This is a genomic window from Methylomarinum vadi (assembly GCF_000733935.1).
Classification (GTDB): Bacteria; Pseudomonadota; Gammaproteobacteria; order Methylococcales; family Methylomonadaceae; genus Methylomarinum; species Methylomarinum vadi.
Genome location: NZ_JPON01000001.1, coordinates 3,761,988 through 3,783,766 on the forward strand (window position 1 = coordinate 3,761,988; position 21,779 = coordinate 3,783,766).

The 21,779-nt window shown below is 55.0% G+C and carries 14 protein-coding genes and 1 pseudogene; 4 read left to right on the forward strand and 11 right to left on the reverse strand.

All coding sequences use genetic code 11. The features are described 5' to 3' along the window. Positions 1-45 precede the first annotated feature (45 nt). A pseudogene (gene tnpA, locus EP25_RS0118820) lies at positions 46-477 on the forward strand (IS200/IS605 family transposase). Between the two features lie 75 nt (positions 478-552). Here tnpA and EP25_RS23300 read toward each other — a convergent pair. From EP25_RS23300 to EP25_RS0118845, 4 genes are all read right to left on the reverse strand, one after another. Beyond that, on the reverse strand, positions 553-699 hold the full coding sequence (locus EP25_RS23300) for a hypothetical protein (RefSeq protein WP_235185953.1): 147 nt from the start codon (positions 697-699) through the stop codon (positions 553-555). Next, positions 699-2,810: a hydrogenase 4 subunit B gene (hyfB, locus tag EP25_RS0118835; RefSeq protein ID WP_031435295.1), complete on the reverse strand. Its 2,112-nt coding sequence runs from the start codon at positions 2,808-2,810 to the stop codon at positions 699-701. Before hyfB ends, EP25_RS23300 begins: the two co-directional genes overlap by 1 nt. A 225-nt stretch (positions 2,811-3,035) precedes the next feature. Next, complete coding sequence (locus EP25_RS0118840) at positions 3,036-4,751, reverse strand: SulP family inorganic anion transporter (RefSeq protein WP_051906892.1); 1,716 nt, start codon at positions 4,749-4,751, stop codon at positions 3,036-3,038. Between the two features lie 259 nt (positions 4,752-5,010). Next, positions 5,011-5,913, reverse strand: coding sequence for a cation diffusion facilitator family transporter (locus EP25_RS0118845; RefSeq protein ID WP_031435297.1), 903 nt, complete (start codon positions 5,911-5,913; stop codon positions 5,011-5,013). Positions 5,914-6,133: 220 nt separating this feature from the next. On the opposite strand from EP25_RS0118845, the gene EP25_RS0118850 reads away from it, so the two are divergent. Then, positions 6,134-7,771 carry an IS1182 family transposase gene (locus EP25_RS0118850; RefSeq protein WP_051906322.1) on the forward strand — a complete coding sequence of 546 codons (1,638 nt, stop codon included), beginning with the start codon at positions 6,134-6,136 and terminating at the stop codon, positions 7,769-7,771. Between the two features lie 207 nt (positions 7,772-7,978). Here EP25_RS0118850 and EP25_RS0118855 read toward each other — a convergent pair whose 3' ends face one another. From EP25_RS0118855 to nirB, 7 genes are all read right to left on the reverse strand, one after another. Next, positions 7,979-10,654 carry a nitrate reductase gene (locus tag EP25_RS0118855; protein ID WP_031435747.1) on the reverse strand — a complete coding sequence of 892 codons (2,676 nt, stop codon included), beginning with the start codon at positions 10,652-10,654 and terminating at the stop codon, positions 7,979-7,981. A gap of 19 nt (positions 10,655-10,673) precedes the next feature. Next, positions 10,674-11,897, reverse strand: a complete 1,224-nt coding sequence (locus tag EP25_RS22190) for an NAD(P)/FAD-dependent oxidoreductase (RefSeq protein WP_051906894.1) — start codon at positions 11,895-11,897, stop codon at positions 10,674-10,676. Positions 11,898-12,128: 231 nt separating this feature from the next. Continuing rightward, a complete protein-coding gene (locus EP25_RS0118865; RefSeq protein ID WP_031435298.1) occupies positions 12,129-12,725 on the reverse strand; it encodes an ANTAR domain-containing response regulator in 597 nt (198 codons plus the stop codon). 3 nt (positions 12,726-12,728) lie between these two features. Beyond that, positions 12,729-14,207, reverse strand: coding sequence for an MFS transporter (locus EP25_RS0118870; RefSeq protein WP_031435299.1), 1,479 nt, complete (start codon positions 14,205-14,207; stop codon positions 12,729-12,731). A 62-nt stretch (positions 14,208-14,269) separates the two neighbouring features. Further along, a complete protein-coding gene (locus EP25_RS0118875) occupies positions 14,270-15,181 on the reverse strand; it encodes a PhzF family phenazine biosynthesis protein (RefSeq protein WP_031435300.1) in 912 nt (303 codons plus the stop codon). After that, entirely contained in the window at positions 15,181-15,516 is a 336-nt protein-coding gene (nirD, locus tag EP25_RS0118880; RefSeq protein WP_031435301.1) for a nitrite reductase small subunit NirD, read from the reverse strand. The genes EP25_RS0118875 and nirD overlap by 1 nt, the downstream gene beginning before the upstream one ends. Next, entirely contained in the window at positions 15,513-18,056 is a 2,544-nt protein-coding gene (gene nirB / locus EP25_RS0118885) for a nitrite reductase large subunit NirB (protein ID WP_031435302.1), read from the reverse strand. Before nirB ends, nirD begins: the two co-directional genes overlap by 4 nt. Before the next feature lie 1,187 nt (positions 18,057-19,243). Between nirB and EP25_RS0118890 the strand changes: the two genes are divergently transcribed. Both EP25_RS0118890 and EP25_RS0118895 read left to right on the forward strand, forming a co-directional pair. Then, positions 19,244-20,635, forward strand: coding sequence for a CmpA/NrtA family ABC transporter substrate-binding protein (locus tag EP25_RS0118890; RefSeq protein WP_031435303.1), 1,392 nt, complete (start codon positions 19,244-19,246; stop codon positions 20,633-20,635). 111 nt (positions 20,636-20,746) lie between these two features. Then, the gene (locus EP25_RS0118895) at positions 20,747-21,763 is read left to right on the forward strand and encodes an ABC transporter permease (RefSeq protein ID WP_031435304.1); all 1,017 of its coding nucleotides are present in this window, start codon (positions 20,747-20,749) and stop codon (positions 21,761-21,763) included. The last annotated feature ends 16 nt before the right edge of the window (positions 21,764-21,779 follow it).

Here is a 21,779-nt window from a genome sequence, read left to right on the forward strand (position 1 = left end):
TAGCCGGTCAGCTTTAGCTGCGATAATTTGCCCAAGGAGGTGGCGATGGACTATAGATACGGCAGCCATACGGTTTACCAAATTGAGTATCATTTTGTTTGGGTTACGAAGTATCGTTATAAAGTGCTGAAGGATGAAATAGCCGAACGAGTGAGAGACTTGGTGCGGCAGACATGCGAAGCCTTTGAGATACGGATTATCAAAGGTGTCGTGAGCAAAGATCATGTGCACATTTTGGTGAGTGCGCCGCCGACTATGGCCCCAAGCGAAATCATGAGGCGAATCAAGGGACGAACTTCGAGCTATCTGTTCGAAGAGTTCCCGCACTTGAAAAAGCGATATTGGGGTCGACATTTTTGAGCCCGCGGTTATTTTTGCGCCACAGTGGGGCAAATGACTGATGAGATGATAAAGCAATATTTGGAGCATCACTTTGAACCTAATCCAAACGATAATTTCAAGATGGAGCCCGACTAAGACGCGTCGTTTAGTCGACGCGTATCCGGACTTTCAGTCCGTTATTGGAACCCACCCGCTTGAGCGGGTGGTTGTTTAGTTGAGCAAGTCGCGGTAAGGCTGCAACAACGACGGCGCCTTGCGGTTCTGCAAATGGCATTTGCACCATTTCACCCAACCGGCCAACAGCGGCGCCAGGGCGATAAACAACAGCGTTTGCAGGAAAGCGAGTATGACATTCATCAGCTGATAACCCAAAGCAGAAAGATTAAGGTGGCGAACGAATAGGCCAGATAGGTTCGGATATTGCCGGTTTGGATGCGGCCGATCAGCCGGGCCGAGCGGTTGACGCCGCGCTCGATCGGCTGGTACAGCTTGGGCCAGCTGTGGTCCTCGATATGCAGTTGATAATGGATATCGGTGACCTGCAACGGCATGCCGCCGGCCTGTCGGTCGATGATTTCATCCTGCCGCCAGGCCTTGGCGAAGATGCGGCGGAACGGCATCGTGAAGGCGCTGCTGCTGTATTGCATGCGCGCGGTCACCCCGCCGAAACCGCAATCCCAGGTCTCCGATTCGCGGAAGGCCATGGCGGGGTCGCGGCGCAGATAGCGAAAGCTGATGCCGCCGGCGATCAATACCCCGACCAACACGAATGGCGCCGAATACGACGCTTGTTCGGCGCTGACCGGGGCCAGCCACAGCCAGTCGGCCGCGTCGTTGTTCGGTAGCGTGTGTCCCAGTAATTGCAGATTGATCGAGTCGAGCAAATCGATGATCAGCGCCGGAAAGACGCCGAACAGGAAACATAAGCCAGCCAACAGAGACAGGCCGGCCAGCATGCCCTTATCGCCGCATTCGTTGGCCTTGGCGCTGTGGGCGGAACGCGCCTGACCTAAAAATACGATGCCGTAAAGATTGACGAAACAAGCCGCCGCCAGCGCCGCGGTCAAGGCCAATGCGGCGGCGGCGACCGGGATCAGGCTGCGCAGCACGCCGCTATCGAGCACGTCGACCTGCAGGGCGGTCTGAAACGCCAGCCATTCCGAGACGAAGCCGTTGAACAAGGGCAGGGAGGAAATGCTCATGCAGGCGATCAATAGCAGCTTGCTGGTGTGCGGCATGCGTTTGATCAAGCCGCCCATGACATCGATGTCCAGGTCATGCACCTGGTGCTGGATGATGCCTGCGCCGAGAAACAGCAGATTCTTGAACAGGGCATGGTTAAAGGCGTGCAGCAAGGCCGCCACCAATCCCAGGGCCGCCAGTTGCGGATGGCCGTTGGCCAGAAAAATCATCGCCAGCCCCAGCACCATGAAGATAATGCCGATGTTCTCCACCGAACTATAGGCCAACAGGCGTTTCAGGTTCGATTGCATCAGCGCGTAAAGAATGCCGGCCAAGGCGGACAGTGCGCCCAGAATCATCAACACCACGCCCCATTGCCATTGAATATCGCCGAGCAGATCGAAACTGAAACGAACCAAGCCATAGAGAGCGACTTTCAGCATCACGCCGCTCATCAAGGCGGAAATATGCGACGGCGCCACCGGATGGGCTTCCGGCAGCCAAACATGGATAGGCACCAGGCCGGCCTTCATGCCGAAACCGAGCAGGGCCAACACGAAGGCGATGCTGGTCCAAGTGGCGGACAGGTTGGCTTGTCTTAGCGCGTCGAAGGTAAAGCCGTCGGCGAAGGCGGCCAGCACGCCGAAGGCCAGGATAATCATGATCGCGCCGACTTCGGCCATGATCAGATAGAGAAAGGCGGCGCGGCGGTTGGCGGAATTTTCGTGTTGAAACGCCACCAGAAAATAACTGGCGACCGACATCAACTCCCAGGCGATCATGAAAAAGAAGGCGTCGTCGGCCAACAGCACCAACAACATGCCGGCGATGAACAGGCCGCTGAACAAACCTAGCGCAGCGAAAGGGTGGGCCTGTTCGTCGTTGTTCTTGACATAACCGGGGCCGTAGGCACTGACGGCCAGTACGGCAATTCCTATGATCAGATAAAATAAACCGGACAGACTATCGAAGCGCACATGCCAGGGCAGCCAGGGCAGGCCGAGGCTGAGCCGGTCGGTGACGGCGGCTTGGGTTAGCATGACCGTAAGACCGGCCAGGATCGCGAACACGGCGCCGATTCCCAGCAGTATGAACGAGCCCAGCCGTATTCGATCAGGATATCTGTCCGCCTCCAACCAGCCTTCCATTCGGCGTAGCGTTTCCGGTCGTCTGGCGCAACAAGCCTGGGCCAGGCTCAAGACCTTGTCGCGTTGGCGCAGCAACAAGGCCAGCAAGCCCGACAGCAGGCTAAACAGTACAGCCGCATAGGCCAGCAATAGAATCATAATGGTGTCCGTAAGATTTGAAGTAGGTATTCATCGTTTATACACTCCGGTGTGGGAATGCAAAAAAGGACGATTAGCGTCCCGTGCCTCTGTGGAATGGCGCTGAGGTTTATGCTAACAATAACTTCCCGATATAGTTCCCACGCAGAGCGCGGGAACGATAGTGCAAAGACGTTACGCAAATGCTTGATTTCGCAATCGCTTGGTCCAAACCAAAGGTTGCTCTTAGCTATAAGAACGGCCGTTACGGCGCTCGTCCTCGGTCATCAGACGCGCCGCCAGTGCATGGTTGGAGAACGTGTGAATGGGCTCGCCGATTTGCTTGCAGTAGCCGCCATGGCTTTCGTAATCATGCATGAAATCATGCAGATATTCCATCACGGTATGGTCGATCAGATAACCGTTGGTTAAGTTGATCGTGATGTGTTTGCCTTTAGGAAGGTTGTCCATGGCTTTTTTCAGCGGGAGAAAGTTGGTGAACAGGGCGGAGCCGTGCAATTTCACGATATATTCCTCGCCGCTTTCGCTAACGGTGAAATGGATTTTGAACAAATTGGACCACCAGACACCGCGCATAATGTGGACGAGTAATTTGACCACGATGCCGATCGCAACCCCGATCAACAGATCGGTCGCCAGCACGCCGACGATCGTGACGCAAAACATGAAAAACTGTTCCGTGCCCACTTTCAATACCTTGCTGAATTCTTTAGGCGAGGCCAGACGGAAACCCGTATAAACCAGTAGTGCGGCGAGGGCCGCCAACGGAATACTGTGTATCACCTGAGGAAACAGCACGACGAACAACAGCATCAGCGAGCCATGAAAGAAATTGGCCCAGCCGGTTTTGGCGCCGTTATTGATATTGGCCGAACTCCGGACGATTTCCGAAATCATCGCCGACCCGCCGATCAAGCCGGACAGGGCGTTACCTGCGCCGATCGCGGCCAGATCCTTGTCCAGATTGGAATGGCGTTTATAAGGGTCGAGTTTGTCTACCGCCACGGTGCTGAGTACGCTTTCCAGACTGCCTACCAGACAGATGCTGACGACAGCTACCCAGAATTCCACGGTAAAAAATTTGCCGAAGTCGGGCAGATGAAAACTGGACATAAAGTGATTGGAAATCGCAACCAAATAGCTCGGTCCGACCTGGCCGTCGTGCAACGTATTCCTGGTCAACATTTCCAGTTGTTGGGGCAGGTGGAAAATATGCTGGTGTTGCAGATCGAAATAAGTGCCCAGGCCGATGCCCAGCAAGACGACCAAGATCGGCGCCGGAATTTTCTTTAGCCACGGATGGCTGAGGCGGTTCCATAAAATCAAAAGCAACAGGCCGAAGATGCCGATGACGCCGATTTCCGCGTTCATATTCAAAAAGCTGTGAGGGATCTGCGCCATGGTCGAGAACAGACTGCCGGATTCCGGCGTTACCCCCAGCATGACATGGACTTGCTTGGTCATAATGATGATGCCGATCGCGGTCAACATGCCATGCACCACCGATGTCGGGAAAAACGAACTGAGCGTTCCGACCTTGAAATACCCCATGATCAATTGCAGCACGCCGGCGACGACGATGGCGGCCAGGGTATAGTAATAACCTGCGGTCGGGTCGCCTTCGCCCAATGTGGTAACGGCATCCAATATCACGACGATCAGGCCGGCGGCGGGACCTGTGATCGTGACGAACGAGCCGTTGACTCTGGATACGAACATGCCGCCGACGATGGCGCTGATGATGCCGGCCATCGGCGGCAGGCCGGACGCCATCGCGATACCCAAACACAAAGGAAGGGCGATCAAAAATATCTGGAACCCGGAAAGCAGGTCATCACGCCAGTGTTTTTTCAAACCGGCCAGGCCGGTGAGTGACAGAGAGCTTGTTACGGATGAATTATTCACGATCTCTTTCCCATAAGTTACTAACCTTAGATACATCTGCAAGGGTTGTGCCAATAGGAGGGAGATTTTTAACCTATTGATTATGTGAATTTTGTAAAGTTGGTATGAGAAGACAGGCGTGGTTCATATCCACAAATGGTGGATATGAACCGAAATAGGGTGGTTGATATAAACCAATAGGTGCGGTTGTGCGAAAAACAAGTAGCGCTTACTAAGTGCCAGCGTGTCCGTCAAAATCATTCTGCGGATTCGAGGTTATCAAAAAACCGCAATTCCGGGTAATTTGGAGCGAAAATCAATCGGCATTATCGATTTCGAAGAACACCCATTTAACCCTGTTGTGGGTTTGCTTGATTTGCCGTTCGATGGCGTTGATCTCCCGTACCGCCTCCTGCACCTTCAGGTCGCCCTGCAGTTCGGCCTTGATCGCCACCATGACATTGTTGCCATGGTTGATGGCCCACAGGTTCAGAACCTTTGCGACGCTGGGATGGGTTTCCAGATAGCGTTGGATTTCTTGTCTGATGGTTTCATCGCTTTCGCCGAGCAGTAAGGAATGCACTTCCTTCCCGACTAAGATAGCGACGGCGATCAGCAACAGCCCGATCAGCATCGAGCCGGCCGCGTCGAAGCCGGTGTTGCCGGTGAGCAGGGCCAGGCTGAGCATGACCAAGGCGATGACGAGCCCGGTCAATGCCGCCAAGTCCTCGCCGACGACTACCATCAGTTCGCTGGAATGGGTTTCCCGGAACCATCGCCACAGGCTGCGCTCGCCTTGTTCCGGCGCCATGGCCGTCAACGCGCCTTTCAATGAAAAGTATTCCAGCCCCGAGGCGATCAACAAAATGGCGACGGCGATGCCGGCATTCTCCAGCTCATGCGGATTGGTATAGCGTTGCCAGCCCTCATAGACGGAAAACACGCCGCCGACCGAAAACAACGTGAACGCGACCATCATCGACCAGATATAGGATTCCCGGCCATATCCCATCGGATGTTTCGCCGTCGCCTGTTTTTGCGAGCGTTTCATGCCGACGAACAACATCACCTGGTTGCCGCAATCGGCAAAGGAATGAATGGCCTCGGCCAACAACGAACCGGAACCGGTCCAGAGCGCGGCAAAGGTCTTGGCGATGGCAATGCCCAGATTGGCGGAGAACGCGTAGGTAACGGCCTTCAGAGAGCTGGAATGTGACATGAAGTTGTTCGGATGATTGACTGAGCGTTGATTTAGGTATTAGACAATGAATTGCTTGGTTGAATAACTATAGACATATTCTGACTACCCATCAAAAATATAGTCATCGCATCAAAATTCGCCACATTGACACCTTCTCCTTTCGGAGGCTGTCGTAAAAGCCCCCCAACCAGCTACATACGGTAAAATAACCCTATCCAAACCTATTAGAAATAGATCAATGGCAGCCGAAGTGAACATTAGACCCGTCAGGACATTGTATAGCGCCAAGCAATATTCGCTATTCGATGAATGCGAGGTTGAACCGTTACCTGAGTTGATCGCTCAATCGATCTCGAGCGAACCGATGGCCCGTTTTGAAGCGCCCGACCCGCGCGGCTTATCGATCAACGGTAAACCGCTCGGCGAACATCTGGAGCACGCCGGCTTAACCATCCCGTTGAAATTGCGCCCCTTCCTGCAATCGCTATCCTTCGCCGAGTTCGAAGCCCGTTATCGGCCCGGCGGGCGTCCGCCGTATGCGCCACGTGCGATGGTGGGGATTATTCTCTACGGCCTGTTACAAGGCATCAGCAGCCTGCGCGACTTGGAGCGTTTAGCTCGAGCCGATGTGGGGTGTTGGTGGCTAAGTGGCGGTATCATGCCGGATCACTCAGTCATTGGCCGTTTCGTCCATCAGCATGCCGAATCATTGACGACCGAATTTTTCGATCAACTGGCGCGTCGTACTTTGAAAGTCACAGGCTCAGGCACGACGACGTTGGCGGGCGACGGTACCGTGATCGAAGCCATGTCCTCCCGGTTTCAATTGATGAAGGAAGAAGCGCTCAAGCAAGCCTTGGCGCAAGCGCAGGAAGCCGCGCAAGCCAAACCCGACGATGCAGCGGCAAGCAAGCGGTTGAACCTATTGGAACAAGCCCAAGCCGAGCTAAAGTCTCGCCAGCAAAAACAAGCCGCCAAAGGCAAAGATCCGGCCAAGACCCAAGTACAAAGCAACGAGCCGGAGGCGGTATTACAGCCGCAAAAGAACTCCAAAGACTTTCGCGGCAGTTATAAACCGTCGGTATTGGCGAACGACAATCGAGTGATCGTGGCTTGCGACGTTCATCCTTCCAGCGAAACCGAGGTGGTGCCGGGCTTACTGGATCGCGCCCAAGCCATGGGAGGCGTCGAAACAGCTCTGTTCGATGCTGGCTATTTCAGCAATGGCGTCTTGGATACTGCTGAGCAACACAACATCGAATTGCTTTGTCCGGAAGGCCAAAGTGAAGGAGACGATTGGAACAAACAATCCAACAAACAAATCCCCAAAAGCCGCTTTATTTATCAGGCCGACGACGACACCTATCGCTGTCCGGGGCAACAACGCTTGACTCGCCGTCACACCTGCAAAGGCGGTAAAAGTGGCCGCGCTTATACCGTCTACGCCTGCGATGCCTGTTCAGACTGCCCGCTGAAATCCCAATGCACGCGTAGCGAGAGTGGTCGCACCCTCAAACGCTATGACAGCGATACCCAAAAAGAAGCCCTGCGCCTGAAAATGGACCAGCCCGAACCTCGGCAACGCTATCGACAGCGGCAGGCCATGGTGGAGCCCGTCTTCAGTCAGCTACGCGGTCGCCAAGGTTTGAATCGCTTTCGCCGTAAAGGTTTGGCGGGTGTCAAAGTAGAGTTCGCCTTGCACGCCATGGCTTACAATCTGAGCCGCGCCTTAGTGGCAGCTCTTTTTCGTGCTTTATATCATTGGCTTAGCCGGTTTATGAGCTCGTTTGACCGAATGGTCGACATTTGGCTGAGTTACACTACTGACTTGCCAACTTCGCCGACCGTGGAAAATACGGCCGGTTTCCAGTGGTAAATCAAAGAAATTGGGGTTTTACGACGCCCTCTTTCGGGAGAAGGCTGAATGAGGGTCCATAAAAACCGAATTTTGATGCGAATAGTATAGATCCCACGATTGAACCCAGTTTGGACCAGGCGCATGTTTTTTTTGCGGACGGGAAAGAATGACTGGCAATAGGCGTTTACAGCCCCTATTGTGCGGTATGACGATCGGATAATCCTTTCATGCGCGTAACAATTCTCTTAATTCGGCCAGGCAGGAGCCGCAGCCGGTTCCCGCGCCGAGATTTCGGCCTATCGCTTCGACATCCGTTAATTTCTGTTTCTCGATCGCATCGAGAATCGTTTTTTCGCCGATATTGAAGCAAGCGCAGACCGTTTTACCGACATCGGCTTGTCCTTGCGACGGTTTGCCGCTTAACAGGCTCAATCTTTCCGCCTGGTTTAATTGCGGTTTGTCGAACAGGTTCTGCAACCAACCGGTATCGGGCAGGCGCCAATGGTCGGAGACGAAGACGCAGCTTTGCAAGCGGTCGCCGCCGATCTGCGCTGCCCGGTAAATGCCGGCCGCCTGGTCTTCATATTCTATCCATTCCGGTAACCGTTCTGGATTGGCCTCCGGCAGCAACGATCGCGCCCAATGGGACAGGTCGTCGTGAGGGGTCCTGGTGGCGAGGTGATAGAGCCAATAGCCGTTTCCCTTCACCTTGACGCGATAGTCGAATGGCGGTAATTGCAATGCCTGACGGCTCAGGATAAACAGATAATGGCGGGCGACGAAGGGAGACAACCACGCCGGCGTATGCTTGCTTTCCGGTTGGCCGGAAAAGGGGTCGACAACGGGATTGACCAGCGCGCCGACCCGTCCCCGGCTACACAACTGTTCCGTCCAATGCATCGGTACGAACAAACTGCCCGGTTTCTGTTTCGGGGTGATGCTGGCGCGCCCAAGCATATTGCCCCAACGGCTGACGATCAGGGCCAGGCTGCCGTCTTCGATATTGGCTAGCTCGGCGTCGGTCGGATTCATTTCTACGAACGGTTCGGTTCTGTGGGCGTTCAAGCGAGGCGACAAGCCGGTTCGGGTCATGGTATGCCATTGATCCCGAATCCGGCCGGTATTCAGAATAAAAGGAAAATTGTCGGTAGGCGGATTGACAGGCGCTTTCCAACTCAACGGAACGAATTGGGCTTTGCCGTTGGCGGTGAGAAAACGACCGTCGCCGAACATGCGGGAGGCGCCCGCTTTCGTTTTCTCGGCAACCGGCCATTGTACCGGCTTCAAGCGCTCGTATTCCAGGTCCGACAATTCGCCGAGTCCCGCCAGATTGAACGCACGTCTGCCATGAGTATCGTCGTTTTCGAAGGCCGACAATGCCGCGTGTTCGCGGAATATCTCCGCGCTGGAGGCGAAATTGAACGCCTCGCCGAAACCCATGCGTCGGGCGACTTGGCAAATGATCCACCAATCCGGCCGCGCCTCGCCGCTTGACGGAAACAGGGGGCGTTGTCTCGAAATCCGTCTTTCGCAGTTGGTGACCGTGCCATCCTTTTCGCTCCAACCGGCGGCGGGGAGTTTGACGTCGGCCCAAGCCGTGGTGTCGGTGGCGGCGATACAGTCCGACACGACCACCAATTCGCACTTGCTTAAGGCCTGTTTGACAGCGTCGGCATTAGGCAAACTAACGACGGGGTTGGTCGCCATGATCCAGACAGCCTTGACCTTGCCGGATGCCACCGCGTCGAAAAGTTCGACGGCTTTGAGTCCCTCGCGGTCGGCCACGCGATCGCTGTTCCAGAAGCGGGCAAGTCGCCGCACATGCTGGGGATTGTCCAGGTCCATATGCGCGGCCAAGGTATTGGCCAGCCCGCCGACTTCGCGTCCCCCCATGGCGTTGGGTTGGCCGGTCAACGAGAACGGCGAGGCGCCCGGTTTGCCGATGCGTCCGGTGGCCAGATGACAATTGATGATCGCATTGCATTTATCGGAGCCGGAACTGGATTGATTGACCCCCTGCGAATACAGGCTGACCGTCTTGTCGAAGTGCATGAACCAAGCATAAAACTGCAATAAATCCGTCTGCGGCAAACCGCAATGTTCGGCCACCGAGGTCAAATCTCCGGCATCGCCGCGCGCGGCCCGCAAAGCCGAGGTAAAGCCATCGGTATGCGCCTCGATAAATTCCCTGTTCAGGCCATTGTGATCGGCCAAATAGCACAGTAAGCCGTTAAACAGGCGGACATCGGTGCCGGGCCGCAACGGCAAATGCAGGTCGGCTAGGTCGCAGCTGTCCGTCAGTCGGGGGTCGATGACGACGACCTTCAGGGCCGGATTGTTTTCCTTGGCCTTGTGGATACGTTGAAAGGCGACCGGGTGGCACCAGGCGGCGTTGGAACCGATCAAAACCAGAAAATCGGCCAATTCCAGGTCCTCGTAATTGCCGGGCACGGTATCCGATCCGAAGGCGCGTTTATAACCGACCACGGCGGACGACATGCACAAGCGCGAGTTGGTGTCGATATTGGCCGAACCGATGAAACCTTTCATCAGTTTATTGGCGACATAATAATCTTCCGTCAGCAATTGGCCGGACACATAAAAGGCCACGGCATCCGGGCCATGCTTGGCGATGACCTCGTTAAATCCGGTTGCGACGTGCGTCAATGCCCGGTCCCAACTGCAACGTTGCCCTCGGATTTCCGGATAGAGCAGGCGCCCCTCCAGCGTTACCGTGTCTGCCAGGGCGGAGCCTTTGGAACACAAACGGCCGTAGTTGGCCGGATGGTCTTTATCGCCGCGTATCTTTATTTTGCGCGTTCCGGCATCTTCGATCTCGGCTTCCACGCCGCAGCCGACGCCGCAGTAGGGGCAAGTGGTTTTAATGCTATTTTCATTCATGTCTTCAATTCCGCATGTTTCATTGGGCTTCGGCTGGAGCCGATTTGCCGAAAATCAAACCGTCCCGCATGCGGGAAACATCCACATTATCCCGGATCAACTGTTGGAACCATGCGCTTTCGCTCGTGTCGCCGTACATTAGCATCCCGACAATCGTGTTATTCCGCAAGACGATCTTGCGGTAAATGCGCCGGGCATGGTCGATCAATAATTGAATCTCGGTATTTTCGTCTCCGCGATAATCGCCGATCGAAAACAGGTTGATGCCGCTCACTTTCAATGCGGTAGCCGGGGCGATCGACCTGAAGGCGGCCTGGTTTTCGCCGGCGAGATTTCGGGCGCATACCTTGGCTTGTTGATAGACCGGCGCGACCAAGCCGAACAATTCGCCTCTGTGCTGCACGCATTCGCCAATCGCATACACCCGCTCATCGCTGGTCAGCAAGCTATCTTTGACGATAATGCCGCGCTCGCAGCGCAAACCGGCCGATTGCGCCAGTTCGATATTCGGCACGATGCCTGTCGCCATGATTAAAAGGTTTGCCGGCAATTCGCTGCCGTCGTCGAGTACGACCCCGGTGATATGCTTGTCGTCATTGGTGACCGTGCTTATCGTCGTGCCGAGGCGGAATCGTACTCCTTTCGCTTCCAATTCCTTCTGCAGCATTGCCGCCGCGCATTCATCCAGTTGCTTGTTGAGAATATGTTTGGCGCGGTTGACGACCGTTACCCGCATGCCGCGTTGCAGCAAACCGTTGGCGGCTTCCAGCCCGAGCAGGCCGCCGCCCAACACGACGGCATGTTCATGCGTCCGCGACCGGTCGATCATGTATTCGACGTCGGCGATATCGCGGAAACCGATGACGCCTTCGACTCCCGCGCCGGGGATCGGCAGGATATGCGAGCGGGAGCCGGTGGCGATCAGCAGACGATCGTAATGTGTGCGGCTGCCGTCCCGCGCAATGACGAGGCGTTTGTCGCGATCGATCGCAATGATTTCTTGCTCGGGACCGCAACGCAATACGATTCGGTGCTCACGATACCAAGCCAGGTCGTGAATCATAATATCTTCGATCCGTTTGCCGCCATACAGGACCGGAGTCAACAGGATGCGATTGTAATTTCCGTAGGGCTCCGCTCCGAACACCGTAATCGCGAATTTATCCGCCGCGATACCCAGCAACTCTTCGATGCAGCGCATCCCGGCCATGCCGTTACCGATGACAACGAGTTTTTCTTTCATAACGTTTCACCCAAAAAAAAACGCCTTATCCCCCTTGCCGGGAGATAAGGCGCCATTGCCTAACACAGGAGCTTTCGTTAGCCTCAATGTTGATGCATTATCCAGGCCAGCGAACTATTCTTAAAAAAAGTATTGTTCGATTAGCCGCGCGGGCTATCGTACGCACAATGCAAGCCGGGCCGGTCATTCGCGGCGACAGGCCGGCCTCGCCTTGATGGTGCGCGTGCACCGTTATTGTGTGCTATTCTGGTGCAACAGGTCGGCCATCGCCAGCACGTTTTTCGCCATTTCGCCGATCGTCAGGCTCCGTTCCATGGCCAGTTTGCGTAACGCATGGTAAGCCTGTTCTTCCGAATAATCCTGGGTCTTGATCAACAAGGCCTTGGCCTTGTCGATATCCTTGCGTTCCTCGAGCCGGTTTTTGGTTTTTTCCAATTCCCGCTTCAATGCCTGCTGTTCCTTGAAGCGGGCCATGGCGATGTCCACGATCGCCTTGATGCGCTTGGCCTCGAAACCGTCGACGATATAGGCGCTGACGCCGGCCTTGATCACCTTGTTGATGGTATCGGTGCTCTGGTCCTCGGCGAACATGATGACCGGTACGGCCTGGCGATGCTGGTTGATGGCGATGACCTGCCGCAGGACGGTATTTTCGGGGCGGTATAGATTTAGGATCACGATGTCCGGGTTCAGGGTATTGACGACCTCGGACAATTCCAAGCCGTTCAGATTCAACACGGCGACCTCGTAACCGCATTTTTGCAGGATTTGCTGCAATACGTCGTCATCCTCCAACTCGTTGGCCACCAACACGTTCAACTTGCTCATGACTCAATCCAGTTCGATAACGGCCAGCGTTCCGTCGGGCATGATTTCGGTGATCACGCTTTTCGGCTCATCCAGAAACACGACGGCCCCCAGCGACAGCAAGCAGAACAAGGCCAGAATCAGGAAAAAACTCGAGGCCGGCACGAAGGTCAGGATCACCAGAAACAGAATGGTTCCGGCATTGCCATAGGCGCCGACGATGCCGGCGATTTGCCCCGTCATGGAACGCTTGACCAAGGGCACCACTGCGAATACCGCGCCTTCCGCGCCTTGCAGAAAGACCGAACAGAGCAACGTCACGGCAACTGCCAGAGCAATCGGCCAATTCGGCGAGATTTGCGACATCAAGACGTAGCTGAGGGTCAAGCCTGCACAATACAGGGTCAACGTCGATTTACGGCCAAACCTATCGCTCAACCAGCCGCCCACCGGCCGGGCGACCAGATTCAACAACACGAAACAGGCCGCCAATAGGCCGGCGTCGACCAGGGTGATCTGTTGCGTGGCGTTGAAGGTCTGATAGAAAAAAATCGGCAACATCGACACCACCGCCAGCTTGGAGCCGAATGTCGCCAAATACAGTAGGCCCAGCACCAACACCTGGTTGAATTTGAAACGGTGGACGATCGCCACCGGTTGGTTGAGACGTTCCGCATTCAAATCGACCGCTTTGTAGGCGTGGTAAAAGAACACGCTCCAAATCAGCAGATTGGTCGTGACGACCCAAAAGTCCGATAACAACGCCATTTCCGGGCGGGACAGTTTCCAGACCAGCAACGACAACGCCCCGTACAGGGGAGCGATGGCGAAGATATACAAGAACAAATCGCGAATACTGGAAACTTCGAGAATCGCCGTGGGGCCGCGCTGCAGAAAATGCTTTTCATCCGGCAGGTTGCTGACGTTGACATAATAAAGGCCGGCAAAACCCAACGATAACAAGCCGGTCAGGGCGATGGCGAAGCGCCAGCCGTTTTCGCCGCCGAAATACAAAGCCAGCCCCGGCAGCAGCATCGCGGCGACGGCCGAACCGCAGTTGCCCCAGCCGGCATAAATGCCCTCGGCGGTGCCCATTTGCCGCGAGGGGAACCAGTCGCCGATAATGCGTATGCCGACGACGAAGCCGGCCCCGATGCCGCCCAACAGAAAACGCGCCCAGGCCAATTGAGCGAAACTGTCGGCCAGCGCGAACAGGAAGCACGGCAGGCTGCAGACAGCCAGCAACACGCTGTAGCTGAGGCGGGCGCCATAGCGGTCGACCAGTACGCCCACCAGCAAGCGTGCCGGAATCGTCAACGCCACATTCAACAACAAGATGATGTTGACCTCCAATTGCGTCAAACCGACATCCTGCTGAATCATCAGCATCAACGGCGCATGATTGAACCAGACGATAAAACTGATCAAAAAAGCCAGCCAGCTCATGTGCAAAATTTTCATTTTGCCTCGCAGGCTGAACAGGTTGATTACGAATACGGGCATGACGCGTTCCTGAATAGCAATTGATTTGCTCGAAAGCAATATTCATTCCTATTGAAAATGGATCAAACAAATAGGGTGCCTTCGGCGAAAATCACCGCTTCCCCGCCCACGCGCAGCGGCAACAATGCCTCGCCTTTATTGTCCATTTCGATGTTCAACACGCTGCGCCGGCTTTCCGCATCGCCCCGGTCCACGGCAAAGGTGTAAGTCCCCTTACGGGTAAAGTCGAAAGAACAGAGGTAGGCGGCAAAGGCCGGGATGGCGTTACCCACGGGCGGGTCTTCATGCAGGCCGATGTTCGGCCCGAGCAGGCGCAGATTGAAGTCGGCGTCCGGATAGGGGGTTTTAGGCGCGAACAGCAAAATTTCCTGAGCCGCTGTCTGCGGCGCCACCGATTGGCTCCAGGTCGCGTAGTTGAACCGGGCCTTGCGCACGCTGGCGTAATTCCATACCGGCACGACCAGAAAGGGAAATCCGCACGAGACCAGCCTGGGCGCGTATTTTTTATGATCGAGATCCGAAACCAGCAATGACAGGAAACCGGCCAATTCCTGGTCGCTGGGGGCGAAGCGGTCGACCACCGAAGCGACTTTGCGGGTGAATTGCACCAATGTGGGCCGGCCGCCGCTGGCCGATATGTTGACATCGACCGGACCCGATTTTTGTTCGAAAACCCGATGCGTTACCGGTTCGTTGAGTTGGATGTCGCCGCAATGCCCGAGCACATAAGCCGTCGCGATAATCGGATGGCCGGCGAAATCGATCTCGCCATGAGGGGTGAAGGTGCGCATGAAGCGCCGTTCCGTATTGGTTTCGGGATGAAAGACGAACACCGTTTCGGTCAGCGCAAACTCCTTGGCGATCGCCGCCATTTGCTCGTCGGACAATCCGTCGGCCCGGGGAACTACGGCAATCTGCGCGCCCCCGAACAGCTCTCGGGTAAACACGTCTGTTATGAAGTATTTATAACGCATCAGTCGCTCCCCAGGGCAATTTGCACACGTCGGTTATCGATGCGGGCATCGTAAGTTTGCAGTTTGACCGAGGCGTCCTCGAGGCACGCGCCCGTCCGCAGGCTGAAATGTTGTTTATACATCGGCGAGGCCACCATCGGTTCGCCCTGCAAATCGCCGATCATGCCGCGCGACAGGACGTTGGCCCGGGAAAACGGGTCACGGTTGTCCAGCGCGAATACGGATTGCTCCTTGGGTAGATAAAAGAGGGCGATTTGCCGTTCGCCAACCAGGGCGCAGACGCCAGAATCGGGTTGCAGATCGTCCACGGCGCAAATATTGATCCATTCGGTCATGCCAGAGCCTCCTCGTTTGAACGATGTTGTTCGCGTTCGCTTTCGTTGGCCGGGCGAACCTGTCCGCGTTCCTCGACGAACAAAATGTTGTCGTCCGGCCGGTCGCTGTTGACGAAATGACGGAAGCGTTTGAGTTTCTGTTCGTCCTGCACGGTCGTTTTCCATTCGCATTGATAGGTGGCGACGACATGCCGCATCTGCGCTTCCAACTGCTCGCAAATACCCAATTTGTCGTCGATCACCACCGCGCGCAGATAATCCAGCCCGCCTTCCATGTTTTCCATCCACACCGAGGTGCGCTGCAAGCGGTCGGCGGTGCGCACGTAAAAGATCAGCACGCGGTCGATGTATTTGATCAGGGTTTCCTTATCCAGGTTGGTGGCGAACAAGTCCGCATGGCGCGGTTTCATGCCGCCATTGCCGCAGACATACAGGTTCCAGCCGCCCTCGGTGGCGATGACGCCGATGTCCTTGCCCTGCGCCTCGGCGCATTCCCGGGTGCAGCCCGACACGGCGAACTTGATTTTATGAGGCGCGCGCAGTCCCTTGTAACGGTTTTCCAGTTCGATCGCCAGGCCGACGCTGTCGTCGACGCCGAACCGGCACCAGGTACTGCCGACACAGGATTTGACCGTGCGCAGCGATTTGCCGTAGGCATGTCCGCTCTCGAACCCGGCGTCGATCAACTCCTGCCAGATCGCCGGCAATTGCTCGACCCGCGCGCCGAACAGGTCGACGCGCTGGCCGCCGGTGATCTTGCTGTACAGGCGGTATTTTTTCGCGACGCCGCCCAGGGCGATTAATTGATCCGGCGTGATCTCGCCGCCCGGTACCCGGGGAACGACGGAATAGGAGCCGTCCTTCTGCATGTTGGCGAGAAAAATGTCGTTGGTATCCTGCAGACCGATATGCTCTTTTTTCAAGATATACTCGTTCCAATAGGAGGCCAGAATCGAGCCGACCGCCTGGCGGCAGATTTCGCAGCCGCGTCCCCGGCCGTGCTTGTCGAGCAACTCGTGGAAGGTCTTGATTTCCTCGACGATGACCAGATTGTAAAGATCCTGGCGGGAATAGGGGAAATGCTCGCAAATATCGGTATTGACCTCGATCCCGGCTTTTTTCAGCTCGCAATCCAATACCGATTTTAACAACGGCACGCATCCGCCGCAGCCCGTGCCTGCCTTGGTGCCGTTTTTCAATGCGGGCACGCTGGTGCAGCCATTTTCGATCGCTTGGCAAATTTGGCCCTTGGAGACGTCGTGGCAGGAACAGATCTGCGCCGATGCCGGCAAGGCATCCGGGCCCAGTCCCGCCGATTCGCCGGATCGCGCAGGCAAGATTAACGAATCGGGATTGTCCGGCAACTCGATGCCGTTCAGGCAATATTGCAACAAGGTGCTATAGGCGGACGCATCGCCCACCAAAACGGCCCCCAACAAACGCTTCTTGTCCGCGCTGACCACCAGGCGTTTGTACACCTCGTCGGAGTCGTTTTGATAGGTATAAACCAAGGCGCCCTGGCTTTGCGCATGGGCATCGCCGATACTGGCGACATCGACCCCCATCAGTTTCAACTTGGTGCTCATGTCGGCGCCTTGAAAGCGCTCCGCTTTTCCGGTTAGATTGGCGACCACGGCGCGGGCCATCGTGTAACCGGGCGCGACCAGGCCGAATATGCGTCCGTTCCATAACGCGCATTCGCCGATGGCGTAAATATCCGGGTTCGACGTCTTGCATTCGTCGTCGATGACGATACCTCCGCGCGGACCGACTTCGAGGCCGCTGTGGCGGGCGATGTCGTCGCGCGGCCTGATGCCCGCGGAAAACAGGATCAAATCGGTCTCCAGAGTTTCGCCGTCCGCGAACTCCATTTTCAAAGCATGTCGTTCGCCTTCGGCAATATTGCCGGTGTTTTTGCTAGTATGCACCGTCACGCCCAAAGCCTCGATTTTCTTCCTCAGCATCGCGCCGCCGCCGTCGTCCAATTGCACCGCCATCAAACGCGGCGCGAATTCCACCACGTGAGTCTGCAGACCCAAGTCGGTCAACGCCTTGGCCGCTTCCAGTCCTAACAGCCCGCCGCCGACGACAACGCCAACCCGAGCATTTTTGGCGCATTCCGTAATCGCCTCCAAATCCTCGATGGTACGGTAAACCAAACATTGTTCCCGATCGTGACCGGGAATAGGCGGTACGAACGGATAAGAGCCGGTCGCCAACACGACTTTGTCGTAACGAATGGCCAGACCTTTCGCGGAATGAACCAGCCGCTGTACCTGGTCAATTTTGACCGCCCGGTCGCCCAGATGGATTTCGATGCCTTCCCGCTCGAAGAAGCCGTCTTCCACCAGTGAAAGATCCTTCGCGCTCTTGCCGCTGAAATATTCCGACAGATGCACCCGGTCGTAAGCCGGGCGGGTTTCCTCGCAGAAGGTCACGATGTCGTATTGGCGGCTTGCTCCGCTGTTGACCAGGGTAGTCAAAAAATGCTGGCCGACCATTCCGTTTCCTATCACTACCAGTGTTTGTTTCGCGTTCATAATACAAACCTCTCTATCAATCGCCAGGCATGGCATCCCGGTGCCGCGTGCTTTCAGAATCTTTGCAACACACTTATCGGTTCAAAACAAAGATGCCGTAAAACCATTTTCATGTTGCCGGGAAAGCGATCTCATCATTACCGGCTCAAGTCCCTCAATGCCGCGACCGGGACTTGCGCAAGTGCGTTCAAAAAAACCTTCGGGCAAAAAAAAAGCGCTTTAACCCCGCGAAGGGTTAAAGCGCCAGTGCTTTAATCAACAAATAAGTGTATGGAATCAATGTGCCCTAGCAAATGCAGTTATGATGCCAACATAAAGATTTTGTTCTATGTCTTTGTTAATATGTGACTTTTAACTATGTGGAAGTTTCGTTTTCATTTCGCTTAAGCATTCCGTGCGCGCTAAAATTGTGCTTATGCACAATTTTGGTTCGTTTATTACCGGTATTTTCCTTTATCACAAGTTTAAAATGCTTTCGTAGTCTTTTTGTCGATTGGAAAATCGCTGACCAAACCCTGAGACCCTGGTCTAGTAATAGTGAAGAATGCATGTGAGGGGATGGCGCCCCACCAATGGGACGATATTTCTCCTTCGGTCACTTCATGCCGAGCTTTACCCTTTATATTGATTGTTAGTATCAAGGCTTCCTGATCGAATCACGCTTAATCTGACTCTAATGTTAATGTTAAAAACACTTTAGCCATTCCATTTTTCGCCGATTTGCTCATCTAAATAAACAACCGCCTGTGGGGTGCGACTCGCAATACGTCTGCGCTGGTTGATTCAAACTCGATACAGTCAACAATTCAAATGCGCCAAATAATGTCGGCCGAAGAGGGCGGGAAAGAAATTGCGCGCGGCAATGGTTGGCATGGTTCTGCTGCAACATAGTGCCGGGCGCACCAAATTGGTTAGTGATGAGAAACAACCCGGTGTGCGCAAACCTTATTCTGTTTATTGGAATGACTGTAAGTAAAAACGTAAGATTCTGTTTATCAATGATTTTCTCGCTTTATTCGAACAGTTTTTCTTAATCTGGCATAGCTGCTGCATAACTTAAGGCAACCGCTTCATCGTCGAAGCTAAATTTGCAGTCCGTAGCAGGACAACCACGACAAAGGCGTCATCAGGATATCTCCCGGTATCCGATGACGCCTTTTTTTTTGGAAATCAACTGCGAGAGATTTATGAAAACATATCAAGGCAACCCAGCGACACAATGGTTATGCGCTTTAACGACGGCAGCCGCGATCTGCTGGTCGGGACAGGCCGGCGCGGTCGAGAACATCGAGAAGGAAGAACTGAAATTCGGCTTCATTAAACTGACCGACATGGCGCCGTTGGCCATCGCCTATGAAAAGGGCTTTTTCGAGGACGAAGGTTTGTATGTCCAGTTGGAGGCCCAGGCCAACTGGAAGGTGTTACTGGACCGGGTCATCAACGGCGAGCTGGACGGCGCGCATATGCTGGCGGGACAGCCGTTGGGCGCCACGATCGGCTTCGGCACCAAAGCGGATGTGATCACGGCCTTCAGCATGGATCTGAACGGCAACGGCATTACCGTTTCCAACGGCATTTGGCGACAGATGAAAGCGCATGTGTCGATGGCGGACGGTAAGCCGGTGCATCCCATCAAGGCCAGCGCCCTGAAGCCGGTGGTCGACAAATACAAGGCGGAGGGCAAGCCATTTAACATGGGCATGGTTTTCCCGGTATCGACCCACAACTACGAATTGCGCTATTGGCTGGCCGCCGGAGGCATTCAGCCGGGCTATTATGCGCCTCCGCAAGATATCAGCGGTCAAATAAACGCCGATGCCTTGCTGTCGGTGACGCCGCCGCCGCAAATGCCGGCGACCTTGGAGGCGGGGACGATTTACGGTTACTGCGTCGGCGAGCCCTGGAACCAACAGGCCGTGTTCAAGGGCATCGGCGTTCCAGTCGTGACCGACTACGAAATCTGGAAAGACAACCCGGAAAAAGTATTCGGCGTCAGCAAGGCATGGGCGGACAAATACCCCAACACCCATCTGGCCGTCGTCAAATCCCTGATCAGGGCGGCGATGTGGCTGGACGCGGACAACAATAAAAATCGTCCGGAGGCGGTCAAGATTCTGTCCGACAGCGCCTATGTCGGGGCCGATTACGAGGTCATCGCCAACAGTATGACCGGCACATTCGAATACGAAAAAGGCGACAAGCGTCCTTTGCCCGACTTCAACGTCTTCTTCCGCTATAACGCCACCTATCCCTATTACAGCGATGCGATCTGGTATCTGACGCAAATGCGCCGGTGGGGGCAAATCAACGAATACAAGCCGGACAGCTGGTATAGGAATATCGCGAAAAAAGTTTACCGTCCCGACATCTACATGGCCGCCGCGAAGGAGTTGATCGCCGAAGGCAAGGCCAAGGCCGCTGACTTTCCAGCGGATGACGAAAGCGGTTTCAAGCCGCCGCAAAGCGAATTCATCGACGGCATCGTCTATGACGGCAGCAAGCCGAACGAATACTTGGCCAAGTTTGCCATCGGTCTGAAGGGGAAGCAACGCGTTGTCGACGGCAAGGTGGTCGAGTAGTCCTTGTTTTAATAAATGATTTTTCGTTAGTGGTGTTCTCGGTAGTACAAGGAAGTCTTTTGGCACCTGGATGTGCCCTTTTTTCAGAAGCAACGCCAAACGGGTGAAAAGATGAATAATAAATTGATCAAGTTTTTTACTATCACGGGACTGACTTGGTTCGTGCCGGTCGTCAGAATCTGCAACGGGGACAATCCTCGGCAGCAAATCAAAGCGTTATGGATGGCAATGGGCGTTCCGGTCGTTGCATTTATCGGGTTTCTGATGTTGTGGAATGCCGTGGCGCAACAAATACAAACCAGCTTGGGCGCTTTGCCTGGGCCGGTCGCCGTCTGGGAGGAGGTCGATTCGTTAATCGAAGACCATTACGCCGAGCGGGAAAAAGAAGCCGCCTTCTATGAACGGCAGCATAAGCGGAACGAGAAAAAGCTGGCCAGGAATCCGAACGCGACAGTCAAAATCCGTTCTTATACGGGCAAGCCGACTTATCTGGATCAGATCGTCACCAGCCTGTATACCGTTTTTTCCGGATTTCTGCTGGCGATCTTCGTCGCCGTGCCGCTGGGTATCTTGTGCGGCATGAACCGGGTCTTCAATATCGCGCTGAATCCGCTGATCCAGGTGTTCAAGCCGGTCTCGCCGCTGGCCTGGCTGCCTATCGTGACATTGATCGTCAGCGCGGTGTACGTCACCAACGACGACTCCTGGTTCGAAAAAAGCTTTCTGACCTCGGCGATTACCGTCACTCTTTGTTCGTTGTGGCCCACACTGATCAATACGGCCGTAGGCGTATCCTCGGTCGAGCAGGACCTGGTCAATGTCGGCAGAGTGTTGCGTTTGAATTACAGCACCCAGATCAAGAAAATCATCTTGCCGTCGGCGTTGCCTTATATCTTTACCGGCATGCGTCTGTCGCTGGGGGTCGGCTGGATGGTGCTGATCGCCGCCGAGATGCTGGCGCAAAACCCCGGACTGGGGAAATTTGTCTGGGACGAATTCCAGAACGGCAGTTCTCATTCGTTGAGCAAAATCATGGTGGCCGTGTTCACGATCGGCATCATCGGTTTCATTCTCGACCGCATCATGCATTCGCTGGAAAACATCTTTTCTTTCGGTAAGGCAATCTAGGAGAACGCTATGGCTG